The organism is Candidatus Kuenenia sp. (assembly GCF_039794105.1).
Classification (GTDB): domain Bacteria; phylum Planctomycetota; class Brocadiia; order Brocadiales; family Brocadiaceae; genus Kuenenia.
Window position 1 is genome coordinate 1 of the sequence record NZ_JBDIWA010000037.1, and the last position, 26,609, is coordinate 26,609.

Annotated in this window: 30 protein-coding genes; 17 read left to right on the forward strand and 13 right to left on the reverse strand. The window is 41.1% G+C overall.

Translation table 11 applies throughout. From position 1 onward, the window contains the following. Window positions 1-179: 179 nt before the first annotated feature. Window positions 180-473: a hypothetical protein gene (locus tag ABJL82_RS14025; RefSeq protein ID WP_347275323.1), complete on the forward strand. Its 294-nt coding sequence runs from the start codon at window positions 180-182 to the stop codon at window positions 471-473. A 1-nt stretch (window position 474) separates the two neighbouring features. Then, on the forward strand, window positions 475-921 hold the full coding sequence (locus ABJL82_RS14030) for a transposase (protein WP_347275324.1): 447 nt from the start codon (window positions 475-477) through the stop codon (window positions 919-921). A gap of 69 nt (window positions 922-990) precedes the next feature. On the opposite strand, the gene murA is transcribed toward ABJL82_RS14030, so the two are convergent. The 4 genes from murA to rpmE all read right to left on the reverse strand — a co-directional run bounded on the left by murA (window position 991) and on the right by rpmE (window position 4,674). Further along, window positions 991-2,265, reverse strand: a complete 1,275-nt coding sequence (gene murA, locus ABJL82_RS14035; protein WP_347275325.1) for a UDP-N-acetylglucosamine 1-carboxyvinyltransferase — start codon at window positions 2,263-2,265, stop codon at window positions 991-993. Beyond that, entirely contained in the window at window positions 2,246-3,217 is a 972-nt protein-coding gene (gene prmC / locus ABJL82_RS14040) for a peptide chain release factor N(5)-glutamine methyltransferase (protein WP_347275326.1), read from the reverse strand. Before prmC ends, murA begins: the two co-directional genes overlap by 20 nt. A 134-nt stretch (window positions 3,218-3,351) precedes the next feature. Beyond that, window positions 3,352-4,434 carry a peptide chain release factor 1 gene (prfA, locus tag ABJL82_RS14045; protein ID WP_347275327.1) on the reverse strand — a complete coding sequence of 361 codons (1,083 nt, stop codon included), beginning with the start codon at window positions 4,432-4,434 and terminating at the stop codon, window positions 3,352-3,354. 9 nt (window positions 4,435-4,443) lie between these two features. After that, window positions 4,444-4,674, reverse strand: a complete 231-nt coding sequence (gene rpmE, locus ABJL82_RS14050) for a 50S ribosomal protein L31 (protein WP_347275328.1) — start codon at window positions 4,672-4,674, stop codon at window positions 4,444-4,446. Window positions 4,675-5,090: 416 nt separating this feature from the next. Between rpmE and ffh the strand changes: the two genes are divergently transcribed. The 14 genes from ffh (at window position 5,091) to ABJL82_RS14120 (ending at window position 17,861) form a co-directional block, all read left to right on the forward strand. Beyond that, entirely contained in the window at window positions 5,091-6,443 is a 1,353-nt protein-coding gene (gene ffh, locus ABJL82_RS14055; RefSeq protein ID WP_347275329.1) for a signal recognition particle protein, read from the forward strand. 21 nt (window positions 6,444-6,464) lie between these two features. After that, on the forward strand, window positions 6,465-6,722 hold the full coding sequence (gene rpsP, locus ABJL82_RS14060; RefSeq protein ID WP_295101927.1) for a 30S ribosomal protein S16: 258 nt from the start codon (window positions 6,465-6,467) through the stop codon (window positions 6,720-6,722). Between the two features lie 3 nt (window positions 6,723-6,725). Further along, on the forward strand, window positions 6,726-7,406 hold the full coding sequence (gene trmD, locus ABJL82_RS14065) for a tRNA (guanosine(37)-N1)-methyltransferase TrmD (protein WP_347275330.1): 681 nt from the start codon (window positions 6,726-6,728) through the stop codon (window positions 7,404-7,406). A 38-nt stretch (window positions 7,407-7,444) separates the two neighbouring features. After that, window positions 7,445-7,792: a 50S ribosomal protein L19 gene (gene rplS, locus ABJL82_RS14070; RefSeq protein ID WP_347275331.1), complete on the forward strand. Its 348-nt coding sequence runs from the start codon at window positions 7,445-7,447 to the stop codon at window positions 7,790-7,792. A 133-nt stretch (window positions 7,793-7,925) separates the two neighbouring features. Next, entirely contained in the window at window positions 7,926-8,369 is a 444-nt protein-coding gene (locus tag ABJL82_RS14075) for a YraN family protein (RefSeq protein ID WP_347275332.1), read from the forward strand. Then, window positions 8,366-9,739: a TatD family hydrolase gene (locus tag ABJL82_RS14080; protein WP_347275333.1), complete on the forward strand. Its 1,374-nt coding sequence runs from the start codon at window positions 8,366-8,368 to the stop codon at window positions 9,737-9,739. The genes ABJL82_RS14075 and ABJL82_RS14080 overlap by 4 nt, the downstream gene beginning before the upstream one ends. 19 nt (window positions 9,740-9,758) lie before the next feature. After that, entirely contained in the window at window positions 9,759-10,214 is a 456-nt protein-coding gene (locus ABJL82_RS14085) for an N-acetyltransferase (RefSeq protein ID WP_347275357.1), read from the forward strand. A gap of 184 nt (window positions 10,215-10,398) precedes the next feature. Next, window positions 10,399-11,439 carry a 4Fe-4S dicluster domain-containing protein gene (locus ABJL82_RS14090; RefSeq protein WP_347275334.1) on the forward strand — a complete coding sequence of 347 codons (1,041 nt, stop codon included), beginning with the start codon at window positions 10,399-10,401 and terminating at the stop codon, window positions 11,437-11,439. Continuing rightward, window positions 11,420-12,523, forward strand: a complete 1,104-nt coding sequence (locus ABJL82_RS14095) for an RnfABCDGE type electron transport complex subunit D (protein WP_347275335.1) — start codon at window positions 11,420-11,422, stop codon at window positions 12,521-12,523. The genes ABJL82_RS14090 and ABJL82_RS14095 overlap by 20 nt, the downstream gene beginning before the upstream one ends. Window positions 12,524-12,598: 75 nt before the next feature. After that, window positions 12,599-13,282: an FMN-binding protein gene (locus tag ABJL82_RS14100; RefSeq protein WP_347275336.1), complete on the forward strand. Its 684-nt coding sequence runs from the start codon at window positions 12,599-12,601 to the stop codon at window positions 13,280-13,282. Further along, entirely contained in the window at window positions 13,276-14,691 is a 1,416-nt protein-coding gene (locus tag ABJL82_RS14105; RefSeq protein WP_347275337.1) for an Rnf-Nqr domain containing protein, read from the forward strand. The genes ABJL82_RS14100 and ABJL82_RS14105 overlap by 7 nt, the downstream gene beginning before the upstream one ends. A gap of 12 nt (window positions 14,692-14,703) precedes the next feature. Continuing rightward, window positions 14,704-16,341, forward strand: a complete 1,638-nt coding sequence (locus tag ABJL82_RS14110; RefSeq protein ID WP_347275338.1) for a 2Fe-2S iron-sulfur cluster binding domain-containing protein — start codon at window positions 14,704-14,706, stop codon at window positions 16,339-16,341. Between the two features lie 90 nt (window positions 16,342-16,431). Further along, window positions 16,432-17,334 (forward strand): UDP-N-acetylmuramate dehydrogenase, encoded by a 903-nt coding sequence (gene murB / locus ABJL82_RS14115; protein ID WP_347275339.1) that lies wholly within the window; start codon window positions 16,432-16,434, stop codon window positions 17,332-17,334. Window positions 17,335-17,369: 35 nt separating this feature from the next. Continuing rightward, the gene (locus ABJL82_RS14120; RefSeq protein WP_347275340.1) at window positions 17,370-17,861 is read left to right on the forward strand and encodes a hypothetical protein; all 492 of its coding nucleotides are present in this window, start codon (window positions 17,370-17,372) and stop codon (window positions 17,859-17,861) included. A 263-nt stretch (window positions 17,862-18,124) separates the two neighbouring features. On the opposite strand, the gene ABJL82_RS14125 is transcribed toward ABJL82_RS14120, so the two are convergent. The 4 genes from ABJL82_RS14125 to ABJL82_RS14140 all read right to left on the reverse strand — a co-directional run bounded on the left by ABJL82_RS14125 (window position 18,125) and on the right by ABJL82_RS14140 (window position 21,696). Continuing rightward, entirely contained in the window at window positions 18,125-19,078 is a 954-nt protein-coding gene (locus ABJL82_RS14125) for a DUF523 and DUF1722 domain-containing protein (protein WP_347275341.1), read from the reverse strand. Between the two features lie 111 nt (window positions 19,079-19,189). Further along, complete coding sequence (locus ABJL82_RS14130) at window positions 19,190-20,377, reverse strand: OmpA family protein (RefSeq protein WP_347275342.1); 1,188 nt, start codon at window positions 20,375-20,377, stop codon at window positions 19,190-19,192. 338 nt (window positions 20,378-20,715) lie between these two features. After that, window positions 20,716-21,153, reverse strand: coding sequence for a nucleoside deaminase (locus ABJL82_RS14135; protein ID WP_347275343.1), 438 nt, complete (start codon window positions 21,151-21,153; stop codon window positions 20,716-20,718). A gap of 63 nt (window positions 21,154-21,216) precedes the next feature. Continuing rightward, the gene (locus tag ABJL82_RS14140) at window positions 21,217-21,696 is read right to left on the reverse strand and encodes a nucleoside deaminase (protein ID WP_347275344.1); all 480 of its coding nucleotides are present in this window, start codon (window positions 21,694-21,696) and stop codon (window positions 21,217-21,219) included. A 202-nt stretch (window positions 21,697-21,898) separates the two neighbouring features. On the opposite strand from ABJL82_RS14140, the gene ABJL82_RS14145 reads away from it, so the two are divergent. Continuing rightward, window positions 21,899-22,123 carry a DUF2905 domain-containing protein gene (locus tag ABJL82_RS14145; protein ID WP_347275345.1) on the forward strand — a complete coding sequence of 75 codons (225 nt, stop codon included), beginning with the start codon at window positions 21,899-21,901 and terminating at the stop codon, window positions 22,121-22,123. A gap of 10 nt (window positions 22,124-22,133) precedes the next feature. Here ABJL82_RS14145 and ABJL82_RS14150 read toward each other — a convergent pair whose 3' ends face one another. The 5 genes from ABJL82_RS14150 to mlaD form a co-directional block, all read right to left on the reverse strand. Further along, complete coding sequence (locus ABJL82_RS14150; protein ID WP_347275346.1) at window positions 22,134-22,742, reverse strand: phosphoribosylanthranilate isomerase; 609 nt, start codon at window positions 22,740-22,742, stop codon at window positions 22,134-22,136. Between the two features lie 108 nt (window positions 22,743-22,850). Continuing rightward, window positions 22,851-24,428, reverse strand: a complete 1,578-nt coding sequence (gene purH, locus ABJL82_RS14155; RefSeq protein ID WP_347275347.1) for a bifunctional phosphoribosylaminoimidazolecarboxamide formyltransferase/IMP cyclohydrolase — start codon at window positions 24,426-24,428, stop codon at window positions 22,851-22,853. Between the two features lie 23 nt (window positions 24,429-24,451). Then, window positions 24,452-25,390, reverse strand: coding sequence for a VacJ family lipoprotein (locus ABJL82_RS14160; protein ID WP_347275348.1), 939 nt, complete (start codon window positions 25,388-25,390; stop codon window positions 24,452-24,454). A 152-nt stretch (window positions 25,391-25,542) separates the two neighbouring features. Beyond that, window positions 25,543-26,145 (reverse strand): ABC transporter substrate-binding protein, encoded by a 603-nt coding sequence (locus ABJL82_RS14165; protein ID WP_347275349.1) that lies wholly within the window; start codon window positions 26,143-26,145, stop codon window positions 25,543-25,545. 4 nt (window positions 26,146-26,149) lie between these two features. Further along, window positions 26,150-26,596: an outer membrane lipid asymmetry maintenance protein MlaD gene (mlaD, locus tag ABJL82_RS14170; protein WP_347275350.1), complete on the reverse strand. Its 447-nt coding sequence runs from the start codon at window positions 26,594-26,596 to the stop codon at window positions 26,150-26,152. Window positions 26,597-26,609: the final 13 nt, after the last annotated feature.

Below are 26,609 nucleotides of genomic sequence, written 5' to 3' on the forward strand. Positions count from 1 at the left end.
TCATCTGAAATGCCCCTTTTTCTGGTTATTGGAATTTTTACATATCACCATCTTAACCAGTAAATTCGGGCATTTCAACCTACCTTACCTCTCTCGGCTTAAAAAATTACGCTTGAAGAAGGACTAATACTATCAATAAAAATCCACCGCCAAAGAAACTAAGTGATCTTAAAAAAGAATTGTCAGAAAAAACAGTTCGGCTAAATCAAATTACAAATGAGATTAAAAGTCTTAATTCTACGGTAAATTCTGTGCCCTCAGAAGGATTTTTCACAGATATACTTAGTGATGCAAATGGGATTAGTTTTTATCGGTTTCAGATAGCCGCATGGACAGTTGTCCTTGGGATTATTTTCATTTCTTCAGTGCTGAATGTCCTCACAATGCCAGAATTTCCTAAAGAACTTTTGGCGCTTATGGGAATTAGTTCAGGTACTTATATCGGTTTTAAGTTTCCGGAAAAACTAGGGTAGTATGAAATGGCACGAGGGGTCAAATCTTTATTATTTACAAAGAATTTATTTATGCAATAATGCTGTACTGGCAAGACTATTACGAATACAATACGAAGATGCTTTATACAATGTAACCTGTCGTGGTAACGAACGGAAGTCAATATTCAGGGATGACCACGATAAGGACGTCTTTCTTGAGTTGTTGAATGATGGGCTGAAAACATATAATATCATCCTGTATTGTTACGTCCTCATGGATAATCATTTCCATCTGCTTTTAGAAACACCCCTTGCAAATCTCAGTAAATTTATGAGATGGTTTAACATCACCTACACTTTTCACTACAAGAAGAAGGCAAAGGGTCAAGTCTATATCCTTGAAGAATTTGTATCGGTTCTTTTGATTGTTCGGAAATTAGGAAGGGATCATTCCCGATTTTTTGCAAAATTTAAAAAAAGACCATAACTCGTTCCAATCTTTTCTTCCCACCGTGTTTAAAAATATTGTAATGGATAAAAAGTAGTAGAAAATATTTTATTCGCTTACTCGTGTTATATGAGCGCCGAGTTGAGACAGACGTTTCTCTATCTGTTCATATCCCCTATCCAAATGGTAGATACGGTGGATGTGGGTTGTGCCTTTTGCCACAAGACCTGCTAGCACTAACCCGGCGCCGGCACGGAGGTCAGAAACCATGACGTGAGTACCCGAAAGAAAAGGGGAGCCGTTTATTGTGGCATACGGGACGTCTACCCGAATATCTGCCCCCATTCTTCTTAATTCCGCGGAGTGGATAAATCTGTCTGGGAATATTTTTTCGGCAATTACACTTTTCCCTGATATTGTACAAAGCAAGGCCATAAATTGTGCCTGCATATCAGTGGGCAGGCCTGGATATGGCATTGTTGTTATATTGGCGGGCCGGTAGGTATTATTGCTTTTCACCACGGCGGTATTGCCATTTGCAGTTACTTCCACGCCTATTTCGCGCAATTTTTCGATTGTTGCGACAAGGTGATCGTTCCTGACATTCTCCAGCGTAATTTCTCCTTTCGTTATCGCCCCGGCAATCATAAATGTTCCTGCCTCTATTCTGTCAGGTATGATTTCATAGTCCACACCATGCAATTCCTTAACGCCTTCAATGGTGAGTATGCTGCCTCCTATGCCGGAAATCTTAGCGCCGGCTTTGTTAAGGAAATAAGCAAGATCCTGCACTTCAGGTTCGCAAGCCGCATCTTCAATTATCGTTGTGCCTTCTGCCAGTACAGCAGCGGTCATGACATTGCATGTCCCTAGTACCGTTGTACCGTATTGCCCTTTTAAAGAAATACGTGTGCCTTTCAGTGTGCCTGCTGAGGCGATTACATATCCTTCATCCGTTTCAATCTTAGCGCCCAGTGCCTGAAGTCCTTTCAAATGTAAATCTATAGGACGTTGCCCGATAACACATCCTCCAGGATATGAAACCTTTGCATTACCACGTTTGCTGAGTAGTGGGCCCAGAACACAGACGGACGCCCTCATTTTTCTTACCAAATCGTAAGGCGCCGTAATCTTTTCTTTATGCTCGCCATCCCTAAATATTATTTCAAGAGAACCGTCTTCGATGTGCCGGATTTCTCCCCCAAGATTTTTCAATATTTTTATCTGCGTCTGAATATCGACAATATTGGGTATTCCTTTTATACGCGATGGGCCATGGAGTAATAAACATGCAGCCATAATAGGTAATGCTGCATTTTTTGCGCCATTTATGCGTACTTTTCCTTCCAAACGATGTCCACCTTCAATTACGATCTTGTCCAATGTTGTCCTCCCTTTGTGCAATGATGATGCGTGATATGTTCTGGTAATCTTTTATGCGCTGTATTGATGTAAAGATGTTTGTATTTTTTATTATTTTTATGACCTGACGCGCCTGTTTTTCGGCTACTTCCAAAAGGAGAAAACCTGCCGGCCTTAGCCACGAATTTGTTTCTGCCAGGATACGTTCAAACATTTCCAAACCGCTATTGCCGCTGATAAGAGCGGTGTACGGTTCATAATCCCTTACTTCCTGTTGCAGCTCGGATAATTCAGTGGAAGCTATATAGGGGGGGTTTGATACGATGAAATGTGCCTTTGTTTTAATGCCGCATGATTGTAAGGGTTCATATATATTGCCGCAGAGGAACGTAATTTTGTTCTGCACATGGTGTTTTAGTGCGTTCATTTTGGCGACATCCAACGCCTCAGGGGAAATGTCTATTGCAATTATTCCCGCAGCGCTTATGTTTTTTGCAAGGGAAATTGCAATATTCCCGCTTCCAACTCCGATGTCAATGATTACAATTTCATTTTCATGGCTGAAACATTTCGCCTTTTTAATAACCGCTCCCACGAGTAATTCCGTTTCCGGACGCGGTATAAGTACCCTTTCGTCAACATAAAAGTCTAAGGACATAAATTCTGCATGGTTGGTAATGTATTGGAGCGGTACCCTTTTGGCTCTTTTCTGAACGGCCTTTTTATAGCGTGATGCTATTGTGCGTTGTACGGGTTTGTCGGGGTGTGTATGGAATTGTATGCGGTCACAGTTCAGCAGATGTGACAGTATAACCTCTGCGTCCAAACAGGGAGTATCAATGCCGGAACGTTGCAATTCCCTTGTTGCCCATTGGATGATATTTCCGACGGTGTTTTTGGTTGTGGGCGTCTTGTTTTCTCCTTTAGTACTTTTGTCATTGGGATTTGAAACAAAAGGAAAAGAAGGTTTCACGTGAGAAAATACCTCTCTGCTATTCCCCATGCGGAAGAACGGGTTAACGCATGGACGGATTTTTCAAAAAACTAAATTGTTATTAAAAAAGGTATTAAAGGGAACCCTTTATTTTCCGGGATATTTTAACGTGGTTATGTACTTGTGATTAACTGTCTTAATTGATCTTCCCGGTAGTGGTTAGCAAGGGCAGCAATAATTTCGTCCAAATATCCCAGCATGACATGTTCAAGATTATACACGGAAAAATTTATCCGGTGATCGGTGACCCTGTTTTGCGAATAATTATACGTGCGAATTTTTTCGCTACGGTCTCCGGTTCCTATCTGAATTCTCCTTACTTGATCCCGTTCAAGCTGGTTTTTTTCTTCAATCGATTCATACAAGCGGCTTCGTAGTATGCGCATTGCTTTTGCCTTGTTTTTATGCTGTGATTTTTCATCGAGACATTTTACAACAATACCGGTGGAGATATGGGTAATCCTGACGGCGGAACTCGTCTTATTTACCTTTTGTCCCCCTGGCCCGGAGGCACGGAATGTTTCTATCAGGATATCTGCCGGATTAATGTCAATTTCTACCTCTTCAACTTCAGGAAGGATGGCTACCGTGGCTGTTGAAGTATGAACCCTGCCGCTTGCTTCCGTTTGCGGTACCCGCTGAACACGATGTGTGCCGCTTTCAAAACGTAATTTCTGGTAAACATTACGACCTTCTATGGAAAAGGTGACCTCTTTGAAACCACCTAAATCAGTTTCGTTGTAATCAAACAGCTCTGTTTTCCAATTTTGTCTTTCAGCATATTTAATATACATGCGAAACAGATCTGCCGCAAAAATGGCTGCCTCTTCTCCTCCGGTTCCCGCCCTGATTTCAGCAATAACGTTTTTATTGGCGGTTTTGTCTTCGGTAATAAATAATTCCTTGATTTCATCCATAATTGCCTTTTCCTGGTCTTCCAGTTCATCCAGTTCCATGCGTGCCATATCTGCAAATTCCCCGTCAGATAACAGGTTTTCCGCCTCCTGTTTTCTTGTGTAGGTTTTTGTCAACTGGGCATATTTATGAACTATTTTGGAAAGGCATCCGTGCTCTTTCATGAGAGACATATAACGGCCGGAATCAGCGACAGCCTGCGGGTCGGCAAGCAAGTTTTCCAGCTCGTTATACCGTTTTTGCATATCTTCCAATCTTTTTAATAAGTTATTATTCATCAAATAGCACTATTATTTTGTTGTACCCGGGTCTTGAATTATTTTGCTCTTTTTCAATCGTTTGTTAAAGCGGTCAATTTGGCCGGCACTATCAATAAATCTTTGTTTCCCCGTATAAAACGGGTGGCATTTTGAGCATATATCTACTGCTATTTTAGGTTTTGTGGCTCTGGTTTTAAATGTTTCCCCGCATCCACATGTTACAACTGTCTCTACATAATTTGGATGAATACTGCTTTTCATTGCTACGTTATCTCCTCAATAAAAAAGCGCCTGCAAATATAAAAAAAATAATACAAAATATATTAACACAAACGGAAAATATTAGCAAACCAACAAATCTTGTGCAATAGAAATATTCGACTTAACCGTAAAATCAAACGTACTGCACACCCATACTTACATAGCTAAACTCCATTTTGTCTTATACGGTATTCATAAAATTCATTTGAATATTTTGTATTATTTTATAAAATGAAAAATTTATAGTATTATTTTGTTATCTTGCTATTGCGAATCAGTAAAATTATACTATGTAATTACGTAAAGCGGTAAAAGGAAACGTCAAAGATTTATTTTTAAATATTTTTAAATTTAAATTAGGTTTTAGGATGGCCACTGTTTTAATAAGGTAAGTATTATTTTGAAATCGTTCGACTATGTTTGAATCAATCACAAATAGTTTGGAAGGTGTTCTTGGTAAATTCCGCGGGAAGGGAAGATTAACCGAAGGAAATATTAAGGACGGTTTGCACGAAGTGCGTCTGGCATTGCTTGAGGCGGACGTTAATTATAAAGTAGTAAAAAACTTCATTAAGCAGGTTACCGAGCGTTCTGTGGGTGAAGAGGTAATTAAAAGTGTTGCGCCGGGCCAGCAGGTGGTCAAGATTGTCCACGACGAACTGATTAAATTGATGGGGGAGTCTGATACCTCTATTCCTTTCAGAGAAGGGGGGCAGACGGTTGTGATGTTGGTGGGTTTGCAAGGCAGCGGTAAAACAACAACGGCTGGTAAACTTGCCAGGCTGATGCTTTCGAAAGGAAAAAAGCCGTTGCTTGCCGCAGCGGATATACAACGCCCGGCGGCTGTTGAACAATTAAAGACGCTGGGCAGGCAACTGGATATACAGGTATATTTTGAAAAAGATTTACCACCAATAAAGATATGTAGTGAAGCGATAAAATATGCAAAAGAAAACGGACATGATGTGGTCATTTTAGATACTGCAGGGCGATTACACATTGACAATGAACTGATGCTTGAATTGCGGGAAATAAAAGATACACTCACACCCGATCAGATATATTTTGTTTGTGATGCAATGACAGGTCAGGACGCGGTAAATAGCGCCAGGGAATTTGATGAGCAATTAGGTTTTGACGGGGTGATCTTATCTAAACTTGATGGTGATACGCGGGGCGGTGCGGCTCTTTCAATAAGGGCGGTTACGGGAAAACCTATTAAGTTCGTTGGCATTGGCGAAAAACTCGACCGTCTTGAGGAGTTTCATCCGGACAGGATGGCTTCCAGAATACTGGGAATGGGCGACGTAGTTTCACTGGTGGAGCGCGCACAGCAGGCCATTGATTTTGAGGAAGCGCAGAACCTTAGCCGTAAGATACAAAGTGATACGCTCAGCCTGGAAGATTTTCTCACGCAGCTTCAGCAGATAAAAAAAATGGGCCCAATCAAAGAAATCATGGGTATGATTCCCGGTTTGGGGAACAAGATGGACGGACTTAATTTTGACGAAAAACAATTAGAAAAGGTTGAAGCGATTATCAAATCAATGACGATTCAGGAACGTTTGCTCCCCGATATGATAAATGGAAGCAGAAGGCAGCGCGTAGCCAAAGGCAGCGGGACGACCGTTCAGGATGTTAATCAACTGCTTAAACAATTTAAATCGATGAAAAAACTAATGAAACATTTTAAGGGAAACGAGAAGGGGCTGAAGAAAAAGGGGATGTTTCCCGGGGGTATGCCCTTTGGCAAGGGTATGATACGGTAATTTTATCTAAAAGGAGAAAAAATGGCAGTAAGAATCAGGATGATGCGAATGGGACGTAAAAATAGGCCCTTTTACCGAATTGGCGCGTTTGATGCACATGAGGAACGGGATGGCATGGCTATTGAAAATTTAGGCACTTATGATCCTATGGAATCAAATAACGAAAAACAGGTGACTCTGAAGAGAGAGAGAGTTGATTACTGGCTGAGCGTTGGGGCAAAACCAACGGAAACGGTTGCCAGCATATTTAAAAAACTTGGTATTGCGTTTAAAAAATAATACATGCGCATTGATATTCTGACATTGTTTCCCGGTATTTTTGAAAACGTACTGGGGCATAGTATCTTGAAAATCGCCAGAGAAAAGGCCCTTGTACAATACAATATTTTCAATATCAGAGACTATGCGGAAAATCAACGTTGTGTAGATGACAGACCCTATGGCGGGGGGCCTGGGATGGTAATGAAGCCGGAACCCGTTTTCAATGCGGTAGAAGCGATTGAGCGGCAAACTAACATATCTGCTAAAAAAATCTTACTAACGCCGCAAGGGCGTTGTTTTACACAAGCTATTGCTAAAGAATTGGCAAAAGAGGCGTATCTTATGTTGATATGCGGCCACTATGAAGGGTTTGACGAAAGAATCAGGACCGGCCTTGATGTGTTTGAGTTGTCCATCGGCGATTATATTCTTTCAGGTGGAGAACTATCGGCAATGGTAGTTATTGACGCGGTAGTTCGTCTGGTACCCGGTGTTTTGGGAGATAAGAACTCAATAACCGAAGAATCTTTTCATAACGGGTTATTGGAGTATCCTCAATATACCCGGCCTGCTGAATACAGAGGCATGAAAGTTCCGGAAATATTACGTTCGGGTCATCATCAAAAAATAAAGGAATGGCAAAGATCTTTAGCTGAAAAAAGGACACGGGAAAAAAGGCCCGATTTATTAAACAAGAAATAGTATTATATTTACCCTGTAATAATATGAGGAGTGTGGCCATGAATGTTATTGATGTAATAGAAAAAGAACACATGAAAGCAGAAATACCAAAATATTCTGTTGGTGATCAGGTAGACGTTACGATCAAAATCAAAGAAGGAGAAAAGGAACGTACGCAGATATTTAGCGGATTGGTAATCGCAAAAAATGGCGGAGGGATACGAGAAACCTTTACCGTAAGACGCATTGTTCAGGGAGAAGGCGTAGAGCGTGTTTTCCCCATCCATTCCCCAAAGGTTTTGGATGTGAAGGTAAAAAAATCAGGAAAAGTAAGGCGTGCAAAGTTGTATTACATGAGGGACAGAACCAGTAAGGGTATCAGGTTGAAAGAAAAAAGGGTGGAGTGAGTATATACAGGTATTCCATATGCTGAACAGACCTGGTCAAATGATCTTGTTTCCTAAAAAGCAGGGAATGAATATCGAGGAATAGTATAAAATTACGTATTTGGCCCAGTCTGTGAAGCATAGGGTTTAACCCATGGAAGGATTTTTCAAAAAACTAAGATGTCACCTTTTTTCTTTCAAAAATATATTCAAAAAAACCAGTGACGTACAACCGCACAAAAAAGCTCTCGGTAAAAAGGGAGAAGTTGTCGCCGCGAAATTTCTGAAAAAAAAGGGATATAAGATACTACAGAGGAATTACCGGCGTAAGACCGGAGAAATTGATATTATTTGCTATGACCGCGGTTACATTGTTTTTGTAGAAGTAAAAACGCGTGGATCCGATAGTTACGGACCTCCTGAATTAGCCGTAACAGAAGCAAAAAAAAAGCAAATTATAAAGATGGCTTCCCGCTATATTGCTGAAAAAAAAGTAGAGGGCATAGATTTGCGTTTTGATGTAGTTTCTGTTTTTTACCCACCTGCAAAAAAACATCCTGCAATTACACTCTATAAAAATGCGTTTACAAAAATATGATGATTATTGATACTCACGCACATCTTGATTTTCCGGAATATAAAACAGATTTGGACGCTGTTTTATTGCGAGCCGGAGAGGCGGGCGTTGGAAGTATTATTAATGTGGGAACAAGCGTTTCTACGAGTAAAAAGAGCATTGCATTAGCGCATCGTTTTGAAAATATCTATGCAAGCGTTGGAATCCATCCGCATGAGGCCTCAAAAGTCTCAGAACAAACATGGCATGAACTGGAGTCGTTGTTTGGTGAATCAAAAATAGTTGCGGTAGGGGAAACGGGTCTTGATTATTACCGTAACAAGAGTTCCCATGAAGACCAACAAGTATTATTCGGTAAACACCTTGCGCTTGCCCAAAAGCATAATCTTCCGGTGATAATACATTGCCGCGAAGCCAGTGATGACTGTTTAAAAATTCTGAATGCATATAAAAACGGTGCATTAAAGGGGGTTGTTCATTGTTTCAGCGGAACGGCTGAAGTGGCAAAGGCATGCCTGGATCTGGGCTTGTTTTTGTCTTTTGCCGGGCCTATTACCTTTAAAAATGCGCAAAATTTGAGGGATATTGCCAAAACTGTTCCTGTCGAAAGACTTCTTTTGGAGACAGATTGTCCTTTTTTATCACCTCACCCTAAAAGAGGGGAGCGTAATGAACCGTCGTATTTATCCTTCGTTATCCCCGTTTTTGCTGAAATATACGGGCTTTCCCCCGAAGATATTGCACGCATTACTTCTTTTAATGCGTACACATTATTCGGCATAGGGGAGCCTGACCTGGAGGGGAAAATAGCTTATGCTATCAGAAATTCTCTCTACATAAATTTAACGAACCGATGCTCTATGGAGTGTTCATTTTGCATGAGGACGACCTATCCCTTTGTGAAGGGGCATAATCTGCATTTAAAGCGGGAACCGACAATTGAAGAAGTACTGCAGTCGATAGGAGACCCTGGCAGATATGATGAAGTGGTATTTTGTGGTTATGGAGAACCGACCGAACGGCTGGAAGTTTTAAAAGCCGTTGCTGCGGATTTAAAATCAAAAGGGAAACGCATCCGGCTAGATACAAACGGCCATGGGGATCTTATCAATGGCAGGCCAATAGCGAATGAATTAAAAGGCCTTATTGATACCATCTGCATCAGTTTAAATGCGGAAACTGCGGAAAAATATGCTGCGATCTGCAAACCGGTATTTGGCGAGAAGGCCTATTTTGCTATGATACAGTTCGTTAAAGATGCGAAAAAGGTTATTCCAAATGTTCAGGTCTCTGTTGTAGAAATTCCCGGTATTGATATAGAGAAATGTAGAAAAATTGCAACGGAATTGGGCGTAGATTTTAGGGTGAGAAAATACAATGTCCTCGGCTGATAACAAAGAAAAAAAACTAATATTGCGTAAAGCAACAATAGAAGAGGTAGAGAAGATATATAAGCTTATCAACGGTTTCGCGTCAAAGGATGAAATGTTGCCGCGTTCACTCAGTGAGCTTTACGAAAATATAAGGGATTTTTATGTATTTATGGAGGATACCCAATTAATTGGTTGCGCCGCTTTGCATATTTTTTGGAAAGACCTTGCGGAAATAAAATCATTGGCAGTTCGGGGTTCACACCAGCAGAGAGGGATAGGGCGAAAACTCGTATCGGCGTGTATGCAGGAGGCAAAGGAACTCCGCATCGCCAAGATGTTCGTTCTTACGTATTCACCGGAATTTTTTGAGAAATGCGGGTTTTGCAGGATAGAAAAAGCGGAGCTCCCTCAAAAAATATGGTCAGAATGTGTAAAGTGCCATAAATTCCCTGATTGCGGAGAAATACCGCTTATTATTGATATAAGCAAATAATGGATTTTACCTGAATGATAATGTATTTTGTTTTCATTCGTTCAATCGGCGGCATAATTTAGTTCTTAAATATTGCCTTGACTTCTGATGTCCGGATTGATATTTTATCCGGACACTTTTACGGAATTTCTAAGAGCTTCTATTTTATTTGAAAAGTAAGAAAGTGATCAGAAAAAAGCAAAATATGGTTTTCAAGGGTGGCGTAAATCTTTTTGACGCCTACAAGATACGTTTTTGTAATATTATTGAGGAAATTTCGTCTGACACCCCCCCTGAAGTATTCAATTTTACCCTGCCATCGGAACAATTGGTGAAACAAATCATTGTTACCCTATGCCCCACGGAACCATGGGCATTACCTAATTGGGTAACATTGGGACATAAAACAACGGTTTTCCTCGATAAAATAAAAGAGCTACAGACTATCCTCTTCCCTGAAGCGAAATGCTCTGTTGTTATCTCCTATAACGAAACCGAACATATTTCAGCAGCAAAAGAATACGCGGCTATGAACGAATGGTTGGAAGTTTTTGTTATAGATGCGAAATATCCTTACGATGACCCTGTGGTATTATCCAAAGCCATCTTAAACAAAGATATAAACTTTGGGCAGGATACGCTGTCCCGGGGTATTCTCGTTTTCGACGCACAAACGGCATTAGCAATCCATAAAAGCCGCATTCTTAATAAGAGTGTAAATTCCCGCTTTATTGCCCTTTCGGGCACAGGCCTTAAGGAAAATGAGTTTATCAATGTGCAGTTGGGAACAACCCTTGAAAAAATACTAAAAAACAGGGTGAAGGAGACCGCCCCTTATCGTGTGTTTATAAACGGTCCGTTAAGAGGAATGGAAATTAAAGATTTTGCTCAAAAAATTGACTGGACGGTAAATGACATAGTTGTCCTCGCGGCGCAGGATAAGAAGGTGATGTTTCCTATGATCAACACGGACAGACTGCATTTTACCACTAATTTGCTTGGGGAATTACGAGCCTGCGTGTATTGTAACTTCTGCGATGATATTTGCCCTGTTAATTTAGAACCTGCTTTGTACTACCAGGGCTATAACAGAGGAGAAAAACAGAAGGTGCGTAGTTACGATATAGAAAAATGCATTGAATGCGGTCTGTGCAGTTTTGCATGCCCTTCTAAAATTGAATTGTTGCGGATCATCAAGGAATGTAAATCGCCGGATGTACAAAATCATGAAGAAATTACTCAATAAATTCGAACCGCCACTTAATAAGAATCTTGACAGGATAGAGACCTTTATCCATACCCACGGAACCGTCAATTTCCTTTTTGGGGCAATTTTTGAAGCGTTTGACGGTTTGTTGCGCAGTTCCAAACATACAGCGCAGACACAGCCCTTTATCCGAAATAACATGGACACAAAAAAGTTTATGGGTGCTGTGCTTATTGCGTTGACAATAGGATGGGTACTTCCTGGTATTTATTTCTATGGCTGGCAGTGTGTAATTTCTAAGCTGCTAGTTTCTTTTGTTGTTGGTGTGTTTGCTGTTGATGTGATATGGGCAATCATTGCCAAAGAAGATCACATTAGTGAGGGAGGGTTTGTTTCGTGCCTGCTCGTTCCCGCCATTCTGCCCCCACAGGCGCCTCTCTGGCTGATAGGTTTAGGCGCGGCAATGGCCATTATCTTCAGAAATATATTGGGAGGCGTCGGGCACAATTTGGTGAATCCTGCGCTATTTAGCCGCTTGTTCCTGACAATATGTTTCCCGTCACTTTTGGCGACAGGCTACCAGATGCCTTTTGCTGGCATACCTGATCTTCATACCTTGCGGTATGGGCTTGATACCATTACACACGCTACCCCTCTTTCCGAGTTTAAGGCGGATGGCACCATTACTTCTTATCTTTCCCTGCTCATAGGCACTGCGAATGGCTCTTTAGGAGAAACTTGCCGTTTGGCGCTTATACTGTCAGGTATATGGCTTGTAAAAATGAAGGTTGCGAACTGGCGATTGCCGGTGTCCTATTTTGGCAGCGTGTTTATCTTTTCAGGTATGTTTTCACTCCTGTCAAAGGAAAATGTTGCCCCGCCTGTTTTTCAGCTCCTGAGCGGAGGGTTAGTATTGGGCGCTTTTTATATGATTACAGATCCTATTACAGCAACCTATAATCAGAAGGCGAAATGGATATATGGCATAGGGTGTGGATTTATTACTGTGTTGCTAAGGAATTATACCACACTGTCTGAGGGGGCAATGTATGCTATATTGCTTATGAATTTGCTTGCAATACCCATTCAATCGTTGATGGTAAAAATAAGATACCGCACCTGAAATAACAAAAGATAACGGCAAAATAGTTTACAACCACTAATTTAACTACCACAAAGTTTTAGCAAGACATAATTTATGGAAGAATTTAAGACATTTATACTCCGTATTTTCTCGATCATTTTCATTGCGTTTATTCCGTGTACCGGATTGTTTTTGGTATATTTTTATACAGCGCCGAAAATTGCCGCATATCATGAAATAAAGGAAAAACGTGCTGTTCTTGATATCTTTGGAATTCCATACCGTACAACTGAAAAAACCATCATGGGTTTTACTATCAAAGGGTATGATAAAGATAATATAAGGGAAGTATTTGATACTTCGATAACCGTTGAAGAAACCGAAGCTGCCGGGGCAAAAAGCGAAGAAGAGGGGAAGGTATATAAATTCATAAAAGACGGGGAATTGCAAGGGGTAGGGTTTATCTGGTCAAGGATAGGATATGGATATAATAAATCAAGCGCCATGTCTTTGTTTATTTGCCTGAAACCCGACATGGAAACGCTGAAAGGGATAGAAGTATTGGATCACAGCGAGACTCCGGGACTTGGTGGAAGAATGACGGAAGATATGTTTAAAGAACAATTTATTGGAATGAAATTAAAACCGCAAATCAAGATGGTTAAGGAGCGGAAAGCCACGGGTGATAATGAATTTGATGCTATAACCGGTGCTACCAATACGAGCAGAGGTATTGAGGTGTTTATCAATGACGCAGTACAGGAATTTTGGGGAAAATCCGGAGAACAGAAATGGTAGGACTAAAGCGACATATACGAAAAACTTCTAAATTTTTCTTAAGAGACAATCTTATTTTAACCGCAGGCGCCGGTTTAGGGTTCTGTTCTGCTTTGGCGGTAACGAATAAACTCGAAAATTCTCTGACGATGGGACTTGGTGTGTTGTTTGTTGCAATGGGGAGTTTTTCCTTAATTTATCCATTTCGAAGATTAATATCCATAGCGGGAACACACCACAAGATTTCGCTTTTAATGATTATTGTGTCGGTGTTTGTGACCATTTTTGCGCTCTTTGCCCAGGCGTTTGTGCCGGAGGTGGCTGCTAGTATCAGGGCGTACATCGACCTTATTACCACGAATTGTTTAGTACTTGCCGCAGTTTCTGAAGGCTTAACGTTACAATTCTGGGAAGCACAGAAAAAGATTTTAAAGGCGTGTATGGGATATGCGTTTGCGCTGGTATTGCTTGCCTTTCTGCGGGAACCGTTAGGTTTTGGCACAATTATGGGCTTTTCCGTACTTCCGGAAGCGTTTCCCCGCGTTGTGTTGATGATAACTCCCGTGGGAGGATTTTTCGCATTGGCGGGATTTCGCCTCCTGATGCGTCCTTTCTTGCTCAAGGCAAGGATTGTCTATCAGGAAGCGACTTCGTGTGAATGCGCTGCTGCTGAGACCCGGGAAGTCCCTGCTCCCGCCCCGCGTTCAAAGTTCGAAATTTCCCGAAAAACGTTAATTACCATCGGGCTGGGCATATGTTTGTTTATAAGTATCATTGTGCACATTCGTACAAGCCCGACATTGCATACTCAGTTTCTTATTTTTTTGCCAATATTACTAAATGCCCTTTTCTTTGATGGTATAGTACTCAGTAAACTTTTAGGTATATGCCCGTTGCTAAATAAATCACGGCAAATAGATGCGGCATGGAAAATGGGGATTGCCGTCATTATCGTTATGACGCTTTCTACTGCTTTAAACTGGGTGGTATATAATAAGGTGTTGATAATGGGAAGCGATTTTTTGGCAAAATATTCATCCATGTCAATACGATTGGAAAAAATCTTCTATCTGACGGTATTTATTGTAACCATTGCCGTATTTGTGCAAACATTAAGCGTGATGCTGAGAAAATTTGCACGGACGGCATATGAACAAATGGGGCAGTTTCTTGAACTTATTACCGTAAATTGTATTGTACTTGCCAGCGCAACATTTACCATTCCTACTGGCACATCTTTTATGGTTTCAACCATTACTGCGTTTGGGTATGGACTTCACTGGCTAATGGTTACTGTTTGGCTTGCATTGTTGAGACGTCAGCGTCTCTTTGTGCCAACAAATGCATGGGATGAAGATACAATAGCAATCCTTTTACTTGGCATAATGGCCGCTATATTTACCGGCATTGGAATGATTCGTATTTTTTAGGTTGGAGTAAACATGCTTACCCCTTTATTTTTAGGCGCAGGTATTCTCGCAGTACTCATATTGGCACTAAGTTTAGTGTGCGAGATTATCTTCCAGTTTTTCGGACGCGGTGCGAAACAAAAGCTAACTGTTATAAGTGATGATGAGTTTAAAAAAGAGCTTAATATTGAAGGCGGAGAAAGGCTCTTAGCATTATTACAAAACAATGGCTTTAATATCCCGGCAGCGTGCGGGGGGATGGCAACATGCGGTCAGTGTAAAGTAAAACTTTATACCGACGTCGGTTTGTATACGGCCGTTGAAACGCCGCATTTTGATATGCGCTCCCGGGAAAATGCAAAAAAATTTCTTGAAGATGGCATTGGAGATGGTTACGAACGTCTGGCGTGTCAGGTGCGTGTGGAGAAGGATGTTCGTTTGTATCTTTCAAAAGATGCCCTACATGTAAAAAAATACACAGCCAGGGCGGTCAAAAAGATTCCGATCACCAGTGATAAAATGGAAATATGGCTCAAGCCTTCTAAGCCTGTTCCGTACAAACCAGGCCAATATATTCAATTGATGCTTCCGGAAGATTTTGTGGAGGAACATTATAAGAAATATGAAACCCATATAAAGAAGGCGTGTGAAAATCTTGGGAAAGAATTTATTCCTTATAAGCCGGGGAATACCATGTACAGAGGGTATTCGCTCGCTTCATACGAACCAGACCTTTTAAAGCTCATTGTTCGATTGGCCCCGGTAGATCCTTCGAGATCGGTTGACAGCGGTGGCGCCCCATGTATTGGGCCTAGTTGTGTGCATCACTATATCCAGGAACAGAGTTTGTGGAATTTCTTTCTCGGTGAAAAAATACATTTTACAGGACCTTACGGCCATTTTTCTCTGAAAACAGAACCACACACTGCGGTATTTGTGGCTGGAGGGGCAGGTCTTGCACCAATATTGGCGTTATTGGAACAATGGTTCATAGAAGGAAGGCAGGAGAAGGCGATATTTTTCCTGGGAGAAAGGCGACTACAGGATATTCCAATGATGTATTTGCCCAAATGGTTAAAGTGGCAAATGCAAAACACCAATTTTAAATTCATTCCTGTACTCTCAGGTGCGTTTCGCGATGACGACCCTGCCATGTTAAATGAAATAGATAAGAAGTGCTTTTTGAGCCTTGCCGATGAGGGCAAACAACTTGCAAAAAAACAGGGATACATCGATGAGCAGGAGCAACAATGGCAGGGGGAGAAGGGATTTATCGGGCCGCTACTCAACAAATACCTTACACCAGACCCCAATATCGTATTTTATCTCTGCGGGCCAGCGCCTATGACCGTTACCGTAATTGATGCTGCCGCCAACGTGCTGAATCTCCAAAAAGAAAACGCGCTGTTTGATGACTTTACCGGCACGCTTACTCCTTCGGTAGATATCCTTTACCAAAAATTAGAGTTAAAAGAAAAAATGTTTGCCTTAAACATACCAGATGCCGGGAAAATCATCGAAAAACTTACCTTCACACTGGTTGTACAACTACTCTTAAGAGATAAAATTGAAGAAGGTTACACTTTTATCGGGAAGGTGAGAAATATCCTTGAAACCTCAGGGCAAAAGGACAAAGACCTCGTTGCTTTACTGGATTCATATAAAAAATAACACCTGCCTACTCGCACGATTCATTCTTCTCAAATACTAAAACCTGACCAATTACACTCTTTTATAGAAAGAGTAAAATAAAAACAACAAATGGTACTCAGCATACCAAACCTGAAAAAAAACATACCTCTCGCCCCTTTTACTACTTATAAAATAGGCGGTCCCGCTGATTGGTTTGTTGAAGTACATACCACCGAAGAATTAACACACGTGGTATTAGATGCAAAGCGCATAAAAACCCCTTATTTTCTGCTTGGCTGCGGCGCAAATATCTTATTTACCGATAAGGGATTTCGCGGTCTTGTGATCAGAAATCTTGCAAACAAAACGACCTTCCTTGAAAAGAATAAATTGGTTGCGGAAAGTGGCGCGATTATTGGCAACCTTCTTAATCTATGCTATCAACGAGGACTATCAGGGTTTGAGCATTTTGTGGATATTCCGAGTACTGTAGGCGGCGCGCTATGGCAAAATCTGCATTTTTTATCTCCTGATAGGAAACATACCATATTTATTTCCGGAATAGTCAGCAAGAGCCGTATTTTAGCGGAAGATGGGAATAGTACAACGGTTGATGGCGAGTACTTCCGGTTTGGATATGATACGAGTATCTTGCATAAACAGAAAGATATTGTGCTTGATGTCACCTTCCAGCTTTCGCAAAAACCTAAATCAGAAATAAAATCAGTTATGGAAGCGAATCGGGAGTGGCGTAAAACAAAACAGCCTCAATTGCCGGAATTTCCCAGTTGCGGCTCAGTTTTTAAGAAGATAGAGGATGTTGGGGCGGGAAGATTGATAGAACAGGCGGGGCTGAAGGGAATGTGCATTGGCGACGCAGAAATTTCCAGGAAACATGCAAATTTTATCGTTAATTTGGGAAATGCTAAGGCAAGCGATGTTTTGGCGCTGATTCAATACACACAGAAAACGGTGAAAAAAAAAACAGGCTATTCGCTGGATACAGAAATTATGGTTGTTGGAGAACCATAAATTGATTGTATAATCTACATCCATAGAAAACAAATATGATAGATTTAGAGAAAATTAAGACGGTTGCCATAGCAATATTAAATGACCCGGAACATTTTTTGGTAAAAAAATATTACCGGTCGAAGCCCCCGAAAGGTTTTCGCATAGAATTATTTCTGGCAGGAAAATGCAAGCAAATACATAGCGCTTTTAAAAAGTACGAATGCGATAACCACATTCTAAAGGGAATTGGATGGGGGAGGAAAATATCCGGTACAATTTCCTTAAAAAATGTAAAAAGAGTTATTGACTTCAGACCATCGGCAAAAAAACAGGAAACGGCTTTTTGTCGCTATTGTGAAAAGCGCGTTGTACCGGAGAGAATTCATAAATTGGATTTCGGTGATGTTATGCTATTTTTCTTTACGGCAGGGTTATGGGCAATTCTGCTCTTTTTTATGTATCTTTTTATTAGAAAATGCCCTTATTGCAATCACAGCCTGAGAAGACTCAAACCTCTTTCAAAGGGGAAAACAAACGATACCTGAATTGCTGTAACCATAAATGAAAGAAGCAACCCTGGCAGGGTTAATATACAATGCTTGGAAAGACTATGTTGTTCCATTTGGTGTTACAAAAGTGTTGGGTGGATTAATGTGCTGGTTTTTTGCGCCTAATCCACCAATATAATAATGGAACGGTGGCTTCGCTGTCGTGATATACACGGATGGGTTTATAAATTGTGATTTCTTAAAGGTTGTTGTTGTAGAGCGAAGAGTCTCTTCGCTCTAAATTTAATTATTTTACGCAATCAAAAGTGATTCCGCAGTCTAAATTCTATCGGATGTGGATTAAGATAATATTGCGATTTCAGGTATTCTTTATCATATTTATGAGCATAATGCCGTAGAAGAGTGATAGGTACAATCAGGGGACTCTGATTGTAGCGATACTGTTCGATAACCCCCAATAATTCTTTTTTCTCCCAGGAAGACAACTCTCTTTTAAAATACCCCAAAATATGCTGCAAAATATTGACATTTTTCTTTACGGTTGCTTTTAATTTTAATGCTGCCATTAATGTCTTGCAATATTGATCAAATAAATCTTTCTTTCCGGTTCCGCCCGGTTGAGCTGCCATTTTACCGAGGCCTTTGACTGTTTCTGCACTATGGGACATAATCAATAATTTATGGTTTGCGTGAAAAGTTGTAAGGCCCTTGATTGAGCCGTCTTCTTTCAGAAATTTCTTCCACCGGTAAAACACAAATACGTTTTCGATAAAAATTTCCCTTCTTTCGGGAATCTGAAGATGACAATCTTCTTCTGCCGGAACACAGATAAATTTTTCCATAAATTCCCTGGCAAATAAGCCGATACCCTTCCTGACAGAAATGCCAGATGAAGATGGATATACCTTTATTCCCTGCGTGCCACAGCTTGGAGATTTACTCTTAAACACAAAACCGCTAATGTTTTCATATTTAAGCGTTACCGCCTTACTGCGGATCCATTTTTTCATTTGAACAGTGTAGTCTTTATGTGTTTTTATGGTAAGAATGCGAGGGTTTTCCGGATCTCCAACCAACCGCATTGATTTTCTAGGAGTGGGAAGACCGCATTCCACTTCGGGACACAAGGGAATCCATTGGACAAATTTGCCAAGTGTATATTTCAAATAATGGTCAAGCTTGTGTCCCCCATCATGCCGAACATTTTCACCAAGCAGACATGCGCTAATCCCCAATTTGATCTTTTCATCCATTTGTTTCTGTGCTAAAACGTGTTGCCGGATAGTGTAGGAACGAAGCATTTGCTGTAAATTGTCATAAATGAATTCATACCCAAACGGGCAAATGCTTCGCCCCTAATATTGCTATCTTATCGGAACAATTTCAGCCCTTCTGTTAAGGGCGCGGCCTTCGTCTGTATTATTGGGGGCAATAGGATTTTTAAATCCGAAACCCGTCGTAGAGATACGCGATTCAAGAATACCCTTCTCTACTAAATAATCTTTTACTGCCTGCGCTCTTTTTTGGGAAAGGTCGATATTGTATTTCATTGAACCGATATTATCCGTGTGCCCTTCTATTCTTATTTGCAAATCAGGATTTTTTTCCAAAACATCCACAATGTTGGTAAGGTTCGATTCAAATTCTTCTTTAATTTCCCATTTCTTATATTCAAAGGCGACTCCTTTTACCACCCAGCACCCTCTGGAATCCACAATAGCCCCTTCCGGAGTATTCGGGCATTCATCGTCTTCGTCGTAAACACCATCGCCGTCGCTGTCTTGTTTAGGAATAGCGGTCAAAAATACTTTTTTAACAAAGTTTGCCATATTCCCGCTGGAAGCAATTTCATCAGCAGTTACAGAAAAACCACAGGTTGCCAACCGTGCAAGTTCTCTGAGCGCCTCTTTCCCCTCAGAGGTATTTCCCACATGAATGGTATAAAAGCATGTCTTCTCTCCATACAGTTCTTTTAAATTCTTTATTTTCTCCAGGGGAGTGCCTATTAAATTTTCGCCGTCACTCACAAAAATCACCGCATTTTGTCCCACAGACGTTAGCAGTTGATTTGACGCGTCAGCAATAGCGTCGCCGGCAGGGCTGCTTCCTTTAGGATAGATTGCCCTATTTAACGCGTTTTCTAAAAGGTCTTGTGAGTGATGTGTGAGTTCATAAACAATAAATGTCTTCTTTAACGGCGTAAAAAACCCGTGCCCAAATGTTACAAGGGCGCTATTTACATCAACCTCAGGCAATGTTTTGTTCATTCTTAATATAATATCTTTGGCCACGTCAAATTTGGGATGCCCTTTATTAACGATGCCGGTATATGCTGTTTCCATAGAGGCTGAGGCGTCTAAAATGATAACAAAACTTTCAATCTTCGGTACATACTTCATACTAAGGGATTTTGCGCTTAAATCTTGCGGGACAAATGATTCAAGAGGTTCGGGGTGTTTTTTTTCAAGTGTGATAGATTTGAGTTGAGCACAACCTGTAAGAACAGCAAGCGTCATTGTAACAAGCAATACCAACAAACATGTTTTTTTCATAACTATTCCTTTATAAGATTAAAAGATAAGTTGCCGTTATAGGGTTCTGCATAAGAACGAAAACACAACGCTATTAAACACGTTGTTCTTTTATGCGATGTTCTTCGCACATAAGTCAAATTTCAAAAGAAATTGTCTGCAGACCACAGATTGCGATATTTTAGCATATAAAATATCAATAAACATCGAAATAGTATAATCCAAAATCCATCTAACACGCTGAAAATGTTATAACATTTTGATAAATTCATCCGGGGGTGTCAAGGGCAGAAATTTATATAGGTTAATAATGCCTAACGATTCAAGTTGATAAATCACAAACTGTAAACCTTTTGAGCCTACCTCAGCGCTCCGATATCTTCATTCCACAGTTCAGGATTGTTTTGTATAAAATCTTTCATTAACTGTTTACACTCTTCAATGTTTAAATCAATGATTTCTACCCCATGCAGTTCCATAAATTCTTTTGCGCCGCTAAAGGTTTCCGATTCTCCTACAACGATTTTTTTTATACGAAATTGTACAATTGCTCCGGCACAAAGGTAGCAGGGCATGAGGGTGGAATAAAGTGTTGTACCACGGTATTTCCCTACCCTTCCTGAATTGACAAGGCAATCAATTTCCGCGTGCGCTATAGGGTTGTTTTCCTGCACGCGCTTATTGTGTCCCCTGCCAATAATTTCCCCGTCCTTTACCAAAACGGAGCCGATGGGTATGCCTCCTTCCAGCAATCCCTGTTTTGCTTCATCTATTGCGGCGCGCATAAAACTATCCATATGCTGTTTTTCTCCTGTCCTGAAACTATATTCAAAAAACTAACGTGTTACGAATGGTTCCGTTTAATAAATTCTTCTATTCTGTTGTTTAAGCCACAAGGAGAAAAGCTCAATATTTTCTTTCAGGAGAACGTTCCCTTTTATTTCAACAGGGCTTCCTCCGGTTTTTTTCATGGCTTCGTTGGAAATCGAAAGTTCATTGAATCCAACTGCTAACGCATCCTTAATACTGGCACCGTACATAATTTTTGATATCCTTGCCCAGTGGCACGCAGAAAAACACATGGGACAGGGTTCGCAGGTGGAATATATCGTGCAGCCGGATAAGTCTACCGTGTTTAATATCTTGCAGGCTTCTCTGATTGCTATAATTTCAGCGTGGGCGGTAATGTCTGTATTCTTCCATACATGGTTATGGACACAGCTTATTACCCGATTGTCTTTAATTATGCATGCGCCAAAAGGCGTTTGGCCGTCAAGGATTCCTTCTTTTGCCTTGTTTATGGCAAGACGCATCCATTTTTCGCAGGTGGTTTCTTTCATAATATCGTCAAAAGTTCCTCTTCTCGTATACTATTCCGCCGCATTGTACAAAGTATCCGGCAATCGGGCAAGAAATAGTTTGCAAATAATAATTATGATAGTGAGTGTTTTTGCGGTATGCGCCGGGCGTTTGCATTCTCAGGGGTTTTTAATATAATCGTTAATAATGTTTTTTTTGGGTTGGGAAGGGGGGGGAGTTATTATGGGCGAATTTGGTTCGTTTGGAAAGGTTTTGATAATAGCAGGCATTATCCTGATTATTGCCGGCGCCTTGTTTTTGTTTGTAAACAAAATTCCGTTTTTAGGAAGGCTTCCAGGAGATATTGCCGTGCAAAAGAAGAATTTCAGTTTTTATTTTCCACTCACTACATGTATTATTATCAGCATTATTCTTTCTCTCATAATGTGGCTGCTGGGCAGGAAATAAAAGGGGTGGTTTACTGCCACTTCGCATTTGTTATAAATTCCTTTATGAGAGGTGCGTTTTTTATCCCCGGAGAGGATTCTACCCCGGAAGACACGTCTACTGCATAGGGGGAGACAATGCGAATTGCTTCCTTTACATTATCGGGAGTCAACCCACCCGATAAAATAATAGTTCCGTATTTACACGCCTGTTTAGCAATTTCCCAATTAAACGTTTTTCCGGTGCCTCCCATAACTCCTTTTATATAGCTATCCAGTAAAAAGGCGTGAGGTTTGTAATTAGCCAGTTGCTTTAAGTCCTCTTCATCCTTAACCCGGAATGCCTTTATAATCTTGTATCCCTTTAAATCGTTTAAATAGGGGGGGGATTCGTTGCCGTGAAGCTGCACGGTGTGTATGCCGCAGAAATCACAAATCCCTTTGATCTTATCGGATTGCTCGTCAGCAAACACTCCTACAGGGGAAACGAAGGGTGGCAACGCTGCAACAATATCCCTTGCTTGTTCCTTTGTTACCTGACGGGGGCTTTTTGCAAAGACAAATCCCAGCGCATCTGCACCGTATTCCACTGCAGCCTCCGCGTCTTGGATGTTCGTGATCCCACAGATTTTTACCCTCATGTACTCACCTTACTTCGCTCAGTCCTCCGTCCTCCGTCTACAGTAGGCAGTAGGCAGATTGGTGATTGGTGATTGGAGACTGAGGACTGCCGACTTTTGTATAGGTTTCTAATGTTTGAAATGCCGTTGTCCGGTAAGTACCATGCAGATTCCGTGTTCATCAGATGCGGTAACTGATTCATCGTCTCTGTTGGAACCTCCTGGTTGAATGATGGCGGTTATTCCTGCCTTTGCAGCAACATCAACACTGTCCCTGAAGGGGAAAAAGGCATCGGACGCCATCACGGCGCCTTTCGTTCTTTCGCCGGCCTTTTTTATGGAAATTTCCGTAGAATCAATTCTGCTCATTTGCCCTGCACCGACTCCCACAACCGCTTCGTCTTTTGCCAAAACAATGCAGTTTGATTTAACATGTTTGCAGATAGTAAACGCAAAACGAAGGTCCTTCATTTCCTGTTCGGAAGGCTGTTTTTTCGAAACTGTTTTAAGATTTTCAGGTTCATAGAGGGAGAGGTCCCTGCTTTGCAAAAGGACGCCTCCGCCAACGCCTTTTATTTCCTGAATCCTTGCATCTCTAGTCTTTGCCGAAAGGGTGCCTGTCTTTAAAAGCCTTAAACTGCTTCCCCATTTCCTTTTTGTTGTAAGTATTTCAATGGCTTGCGGATCGTAATCGGGAGCTATTATTGCTTCAACAAAATGCCCGGGTTCGGTAATTGCCTCAGCGGTTGCCGCATCTACATTTTTGTTTAATCCCAGGATACATCCGAATGCGGAAACAGGGTCGCCGTTATATGCTCTTGTAAATGCCGCCGCCAGTGTGTTTGCTGAAGCTGCGCCGCAGGGATTGGTATGTTTTATTACGATGGCAGACGGTTTTTCAAATTCCCTTGCCAATTCCAATGCTGCGTGAAGGTCTATAATATTATTGTATGAAAGCTCTTTTCCGCACAATTGCTGCGCATTGGAGACGCATGGTTCGCTTATATTTTCTTCTGTATAAAAAGCTGCCGATTGGTGCGGGTTTTCACCGTAACGCAATGACTGACGTTTAATATAATCAAGGGACAGCGCCGTTGGATACCCGCCTTTTTCTTCCCCAAGACTGTCGAAGTAATTTGCAATGACTCTGTCGTAGCGTCCTGTCGTTCTGAATGCTTCAACGGCCAGTTCAAAGCGCATTTTTTCAGAAATATCGTTATGTCCTGCCTGTAGTGCCCCGATAATAAATTCATAACGCTTTGGGTTGACAATGACGATGACGTCCCTGTAATTTTTAGAGGCAGAGCGTATCATGGAAGGCCCTCCGATATCAATATTTTCGATGGCTTCTTCCAGGGAAACTCCTTCTTTTGCAATTGTTTTTTCAAAAGGATACAGATTTACCACCACCATATCGATGGGTTTGATCCCCAGTTCTTTCATTTGCTTTTTATGGGAATCATTATTCCTTAATGCGAGGAGTCCTCCATGCACCTTCGGATGCAGTGTTTTCACGCGGCCGTCCATAATCTCCGGGAACCCTGTATATTCTGAGATTTCAATTACGGCAATGCCGTTTTCCTTCAGTAATTTGCAGGTACCTCCGGTGGAAATTATTTCTATGCCTAACGATTGTAATTCTTTTGCAAACGTTACGATTCCTGTTTTATCTGAGACGCTGATAAGTGCCCGCTCCAATTTTGCCATATTTTTCTTTCTCCTTTTTGTTGTTATTCCCTGATCTTTTTCATTCGGTTTTTTGTATAAGCATCCTGGAGTGCAATGTAAGGGTCGATGGCAGGTTTTGTTATATTTTCATACGTTTCTTCCGCTTCTAAAGAACCGGTGTTTGTGACGTCATACGCATTAATTCCGAATCCCTCTATGGGCGCAAGAAAGAAGTAAGTGACCCACGTTATCGGGTTAAGGACCGTATCTCCCGCAAGCCCTACGGTATCCCGCACATTGGATGGCCCGAAAAATGGGAGTACTATGTATGTGCCTTCTCCCATATTGGCTTTGGCAAGAGTCTGTCCAACGTCTTCGTCATATCCCTTTAAATCAAATCCAGCCTTTGCCGCATCAAAAAAACCTGCAAGCCCCAAGGTGCTGTTAATGGTAAAACGCAACAATTCGACGCCTGCGCCTTTCCCCTTACCCTGGAACAGACAATTGAAAAAGCGCCCTGGCATTTGTAAATTAGTGTAAAAATTTCTCACACTCTTTCTTGCGGGTTCAGGTACGACAAAACTGTATCCTTTATATACGGGTTTAAAAAGATAATAATAAAATTTATCATTTAAAACAAACATAGCGCGGTTAAATGGTTCGATTGAATCTTTTATCTGAAGGTATTCTTCGTCTTCCTCGTAGTCGTCTTCATATTCAATTTCTTCTTCTGCGCCAGTTGCTTCTGTTGTTTCCTTTGGCACTTCGGTTTCAGCAACATCCAAAGCATCCAATGTGATTTCTTTTGGTGCATCATCATTTTCGGCGGATGAAATTTCCTCAGATGTGTTATTTGCGCCTTCTTTTGCAAAAACAACTTCCATTTCAACGCCAACTGCTTCCCCATGTTTGTGCATATCTGTATTTTCTTTAACAGAATCGCCCTCGGTCTTTGATTCATCGTTACGTGCAATTTCCTCAGCATATTCTTCGGATGCCATTGTGGTTTTCATCCTGAAAGAAATGGCGAAAAACGGGAGAGCGAGTATAAAAATAAACGACAACAAAACGGGGGATTTCACCTGTATGCTCCTGAAGTAAAGGTTGATGAGAAATAATTGTTTAGTCTGTCTGCTAGTGCTGCCAAGAAGGTCTACCCTTCGGCGATTTTTTTCTTCAACAGTTTTACTAGTTCTGGATAGGGTGATTTCACAAGGATGCTGCGAAACTGGCTGCGGTAATTATTTACCAGGCTCACTCCTTCAATAATTACATCATATATCTTCCATTTACCGTCGTTACTCATCATGCGAAAATCCACAGCGGCTTCTTTACCGGTATTTAGAATGAAATTTGTTTGTATTGTGGCGTATTTCCCTCTTTCCTTTTCCCCGACCAGAACAATTTTTTTTGCCGAATAAGTGCCTGTTTCTCCCAAGTAGGTATTTTTAAGAATACTGGTAAACAATCCGATGAATTCTTCTCTTTCTTCGGGGTTGATTTTTTGCCAGTATTGCCCGAGCGCCCTTTGCGACATTTCATTAAAATTAAAAACATGGGTAAGCTCTGCCCATAACTTTTCTTTACGTTCCTCTTTTTTGTCCTCTCCTTTGAGGGTTTCATCTTCTAATATTGCCAGCCCATTTTCGATATATTTCATGACCAGTGCGCTTGTTTCACCCGCCCATAAAGAAGAAATAGGCGCCAGGAGCAGTGCGAAAACGAGCAGCTTTAATGCAATTCTTTGATTTTTCATGTAATTAATCCCCAACTTTTCCAAAAACAAAATTTCCAATAAGCTTTTCTAAATCAAGGGGTGGCTCTGTTTCGACCAAAGTGCCGCCATCTTTTATTATGTGGTCTGAACCGCCCGGTGTAATTTCAACGTATTTTTCGCCTAAAAGTCCTTTCGTGCGGATAGAGGCAATGGCGTCTTCCTGTAGTTCTATGTCTTTTCTGATTTTCATAGATACAACTACTTCGTAATCTTCGAGTACTATGTTATCTACCTTGCCCACTTCCACACCGGCTATTTCCACGGCAGTATTTTTTTTGAGTCCTTTTACAGTGCTAAAAATGGCATCCACCTGGTAATAATTATCGCTTAAAAAATTGATCCTGCCAAGCTTTACCGAGATATAACCCATGCAAAGTATGCCACAGAAGATAAATATACCGACGGCAATTTCGACGTCAAATTTTTTCATAAATTTCACCTTT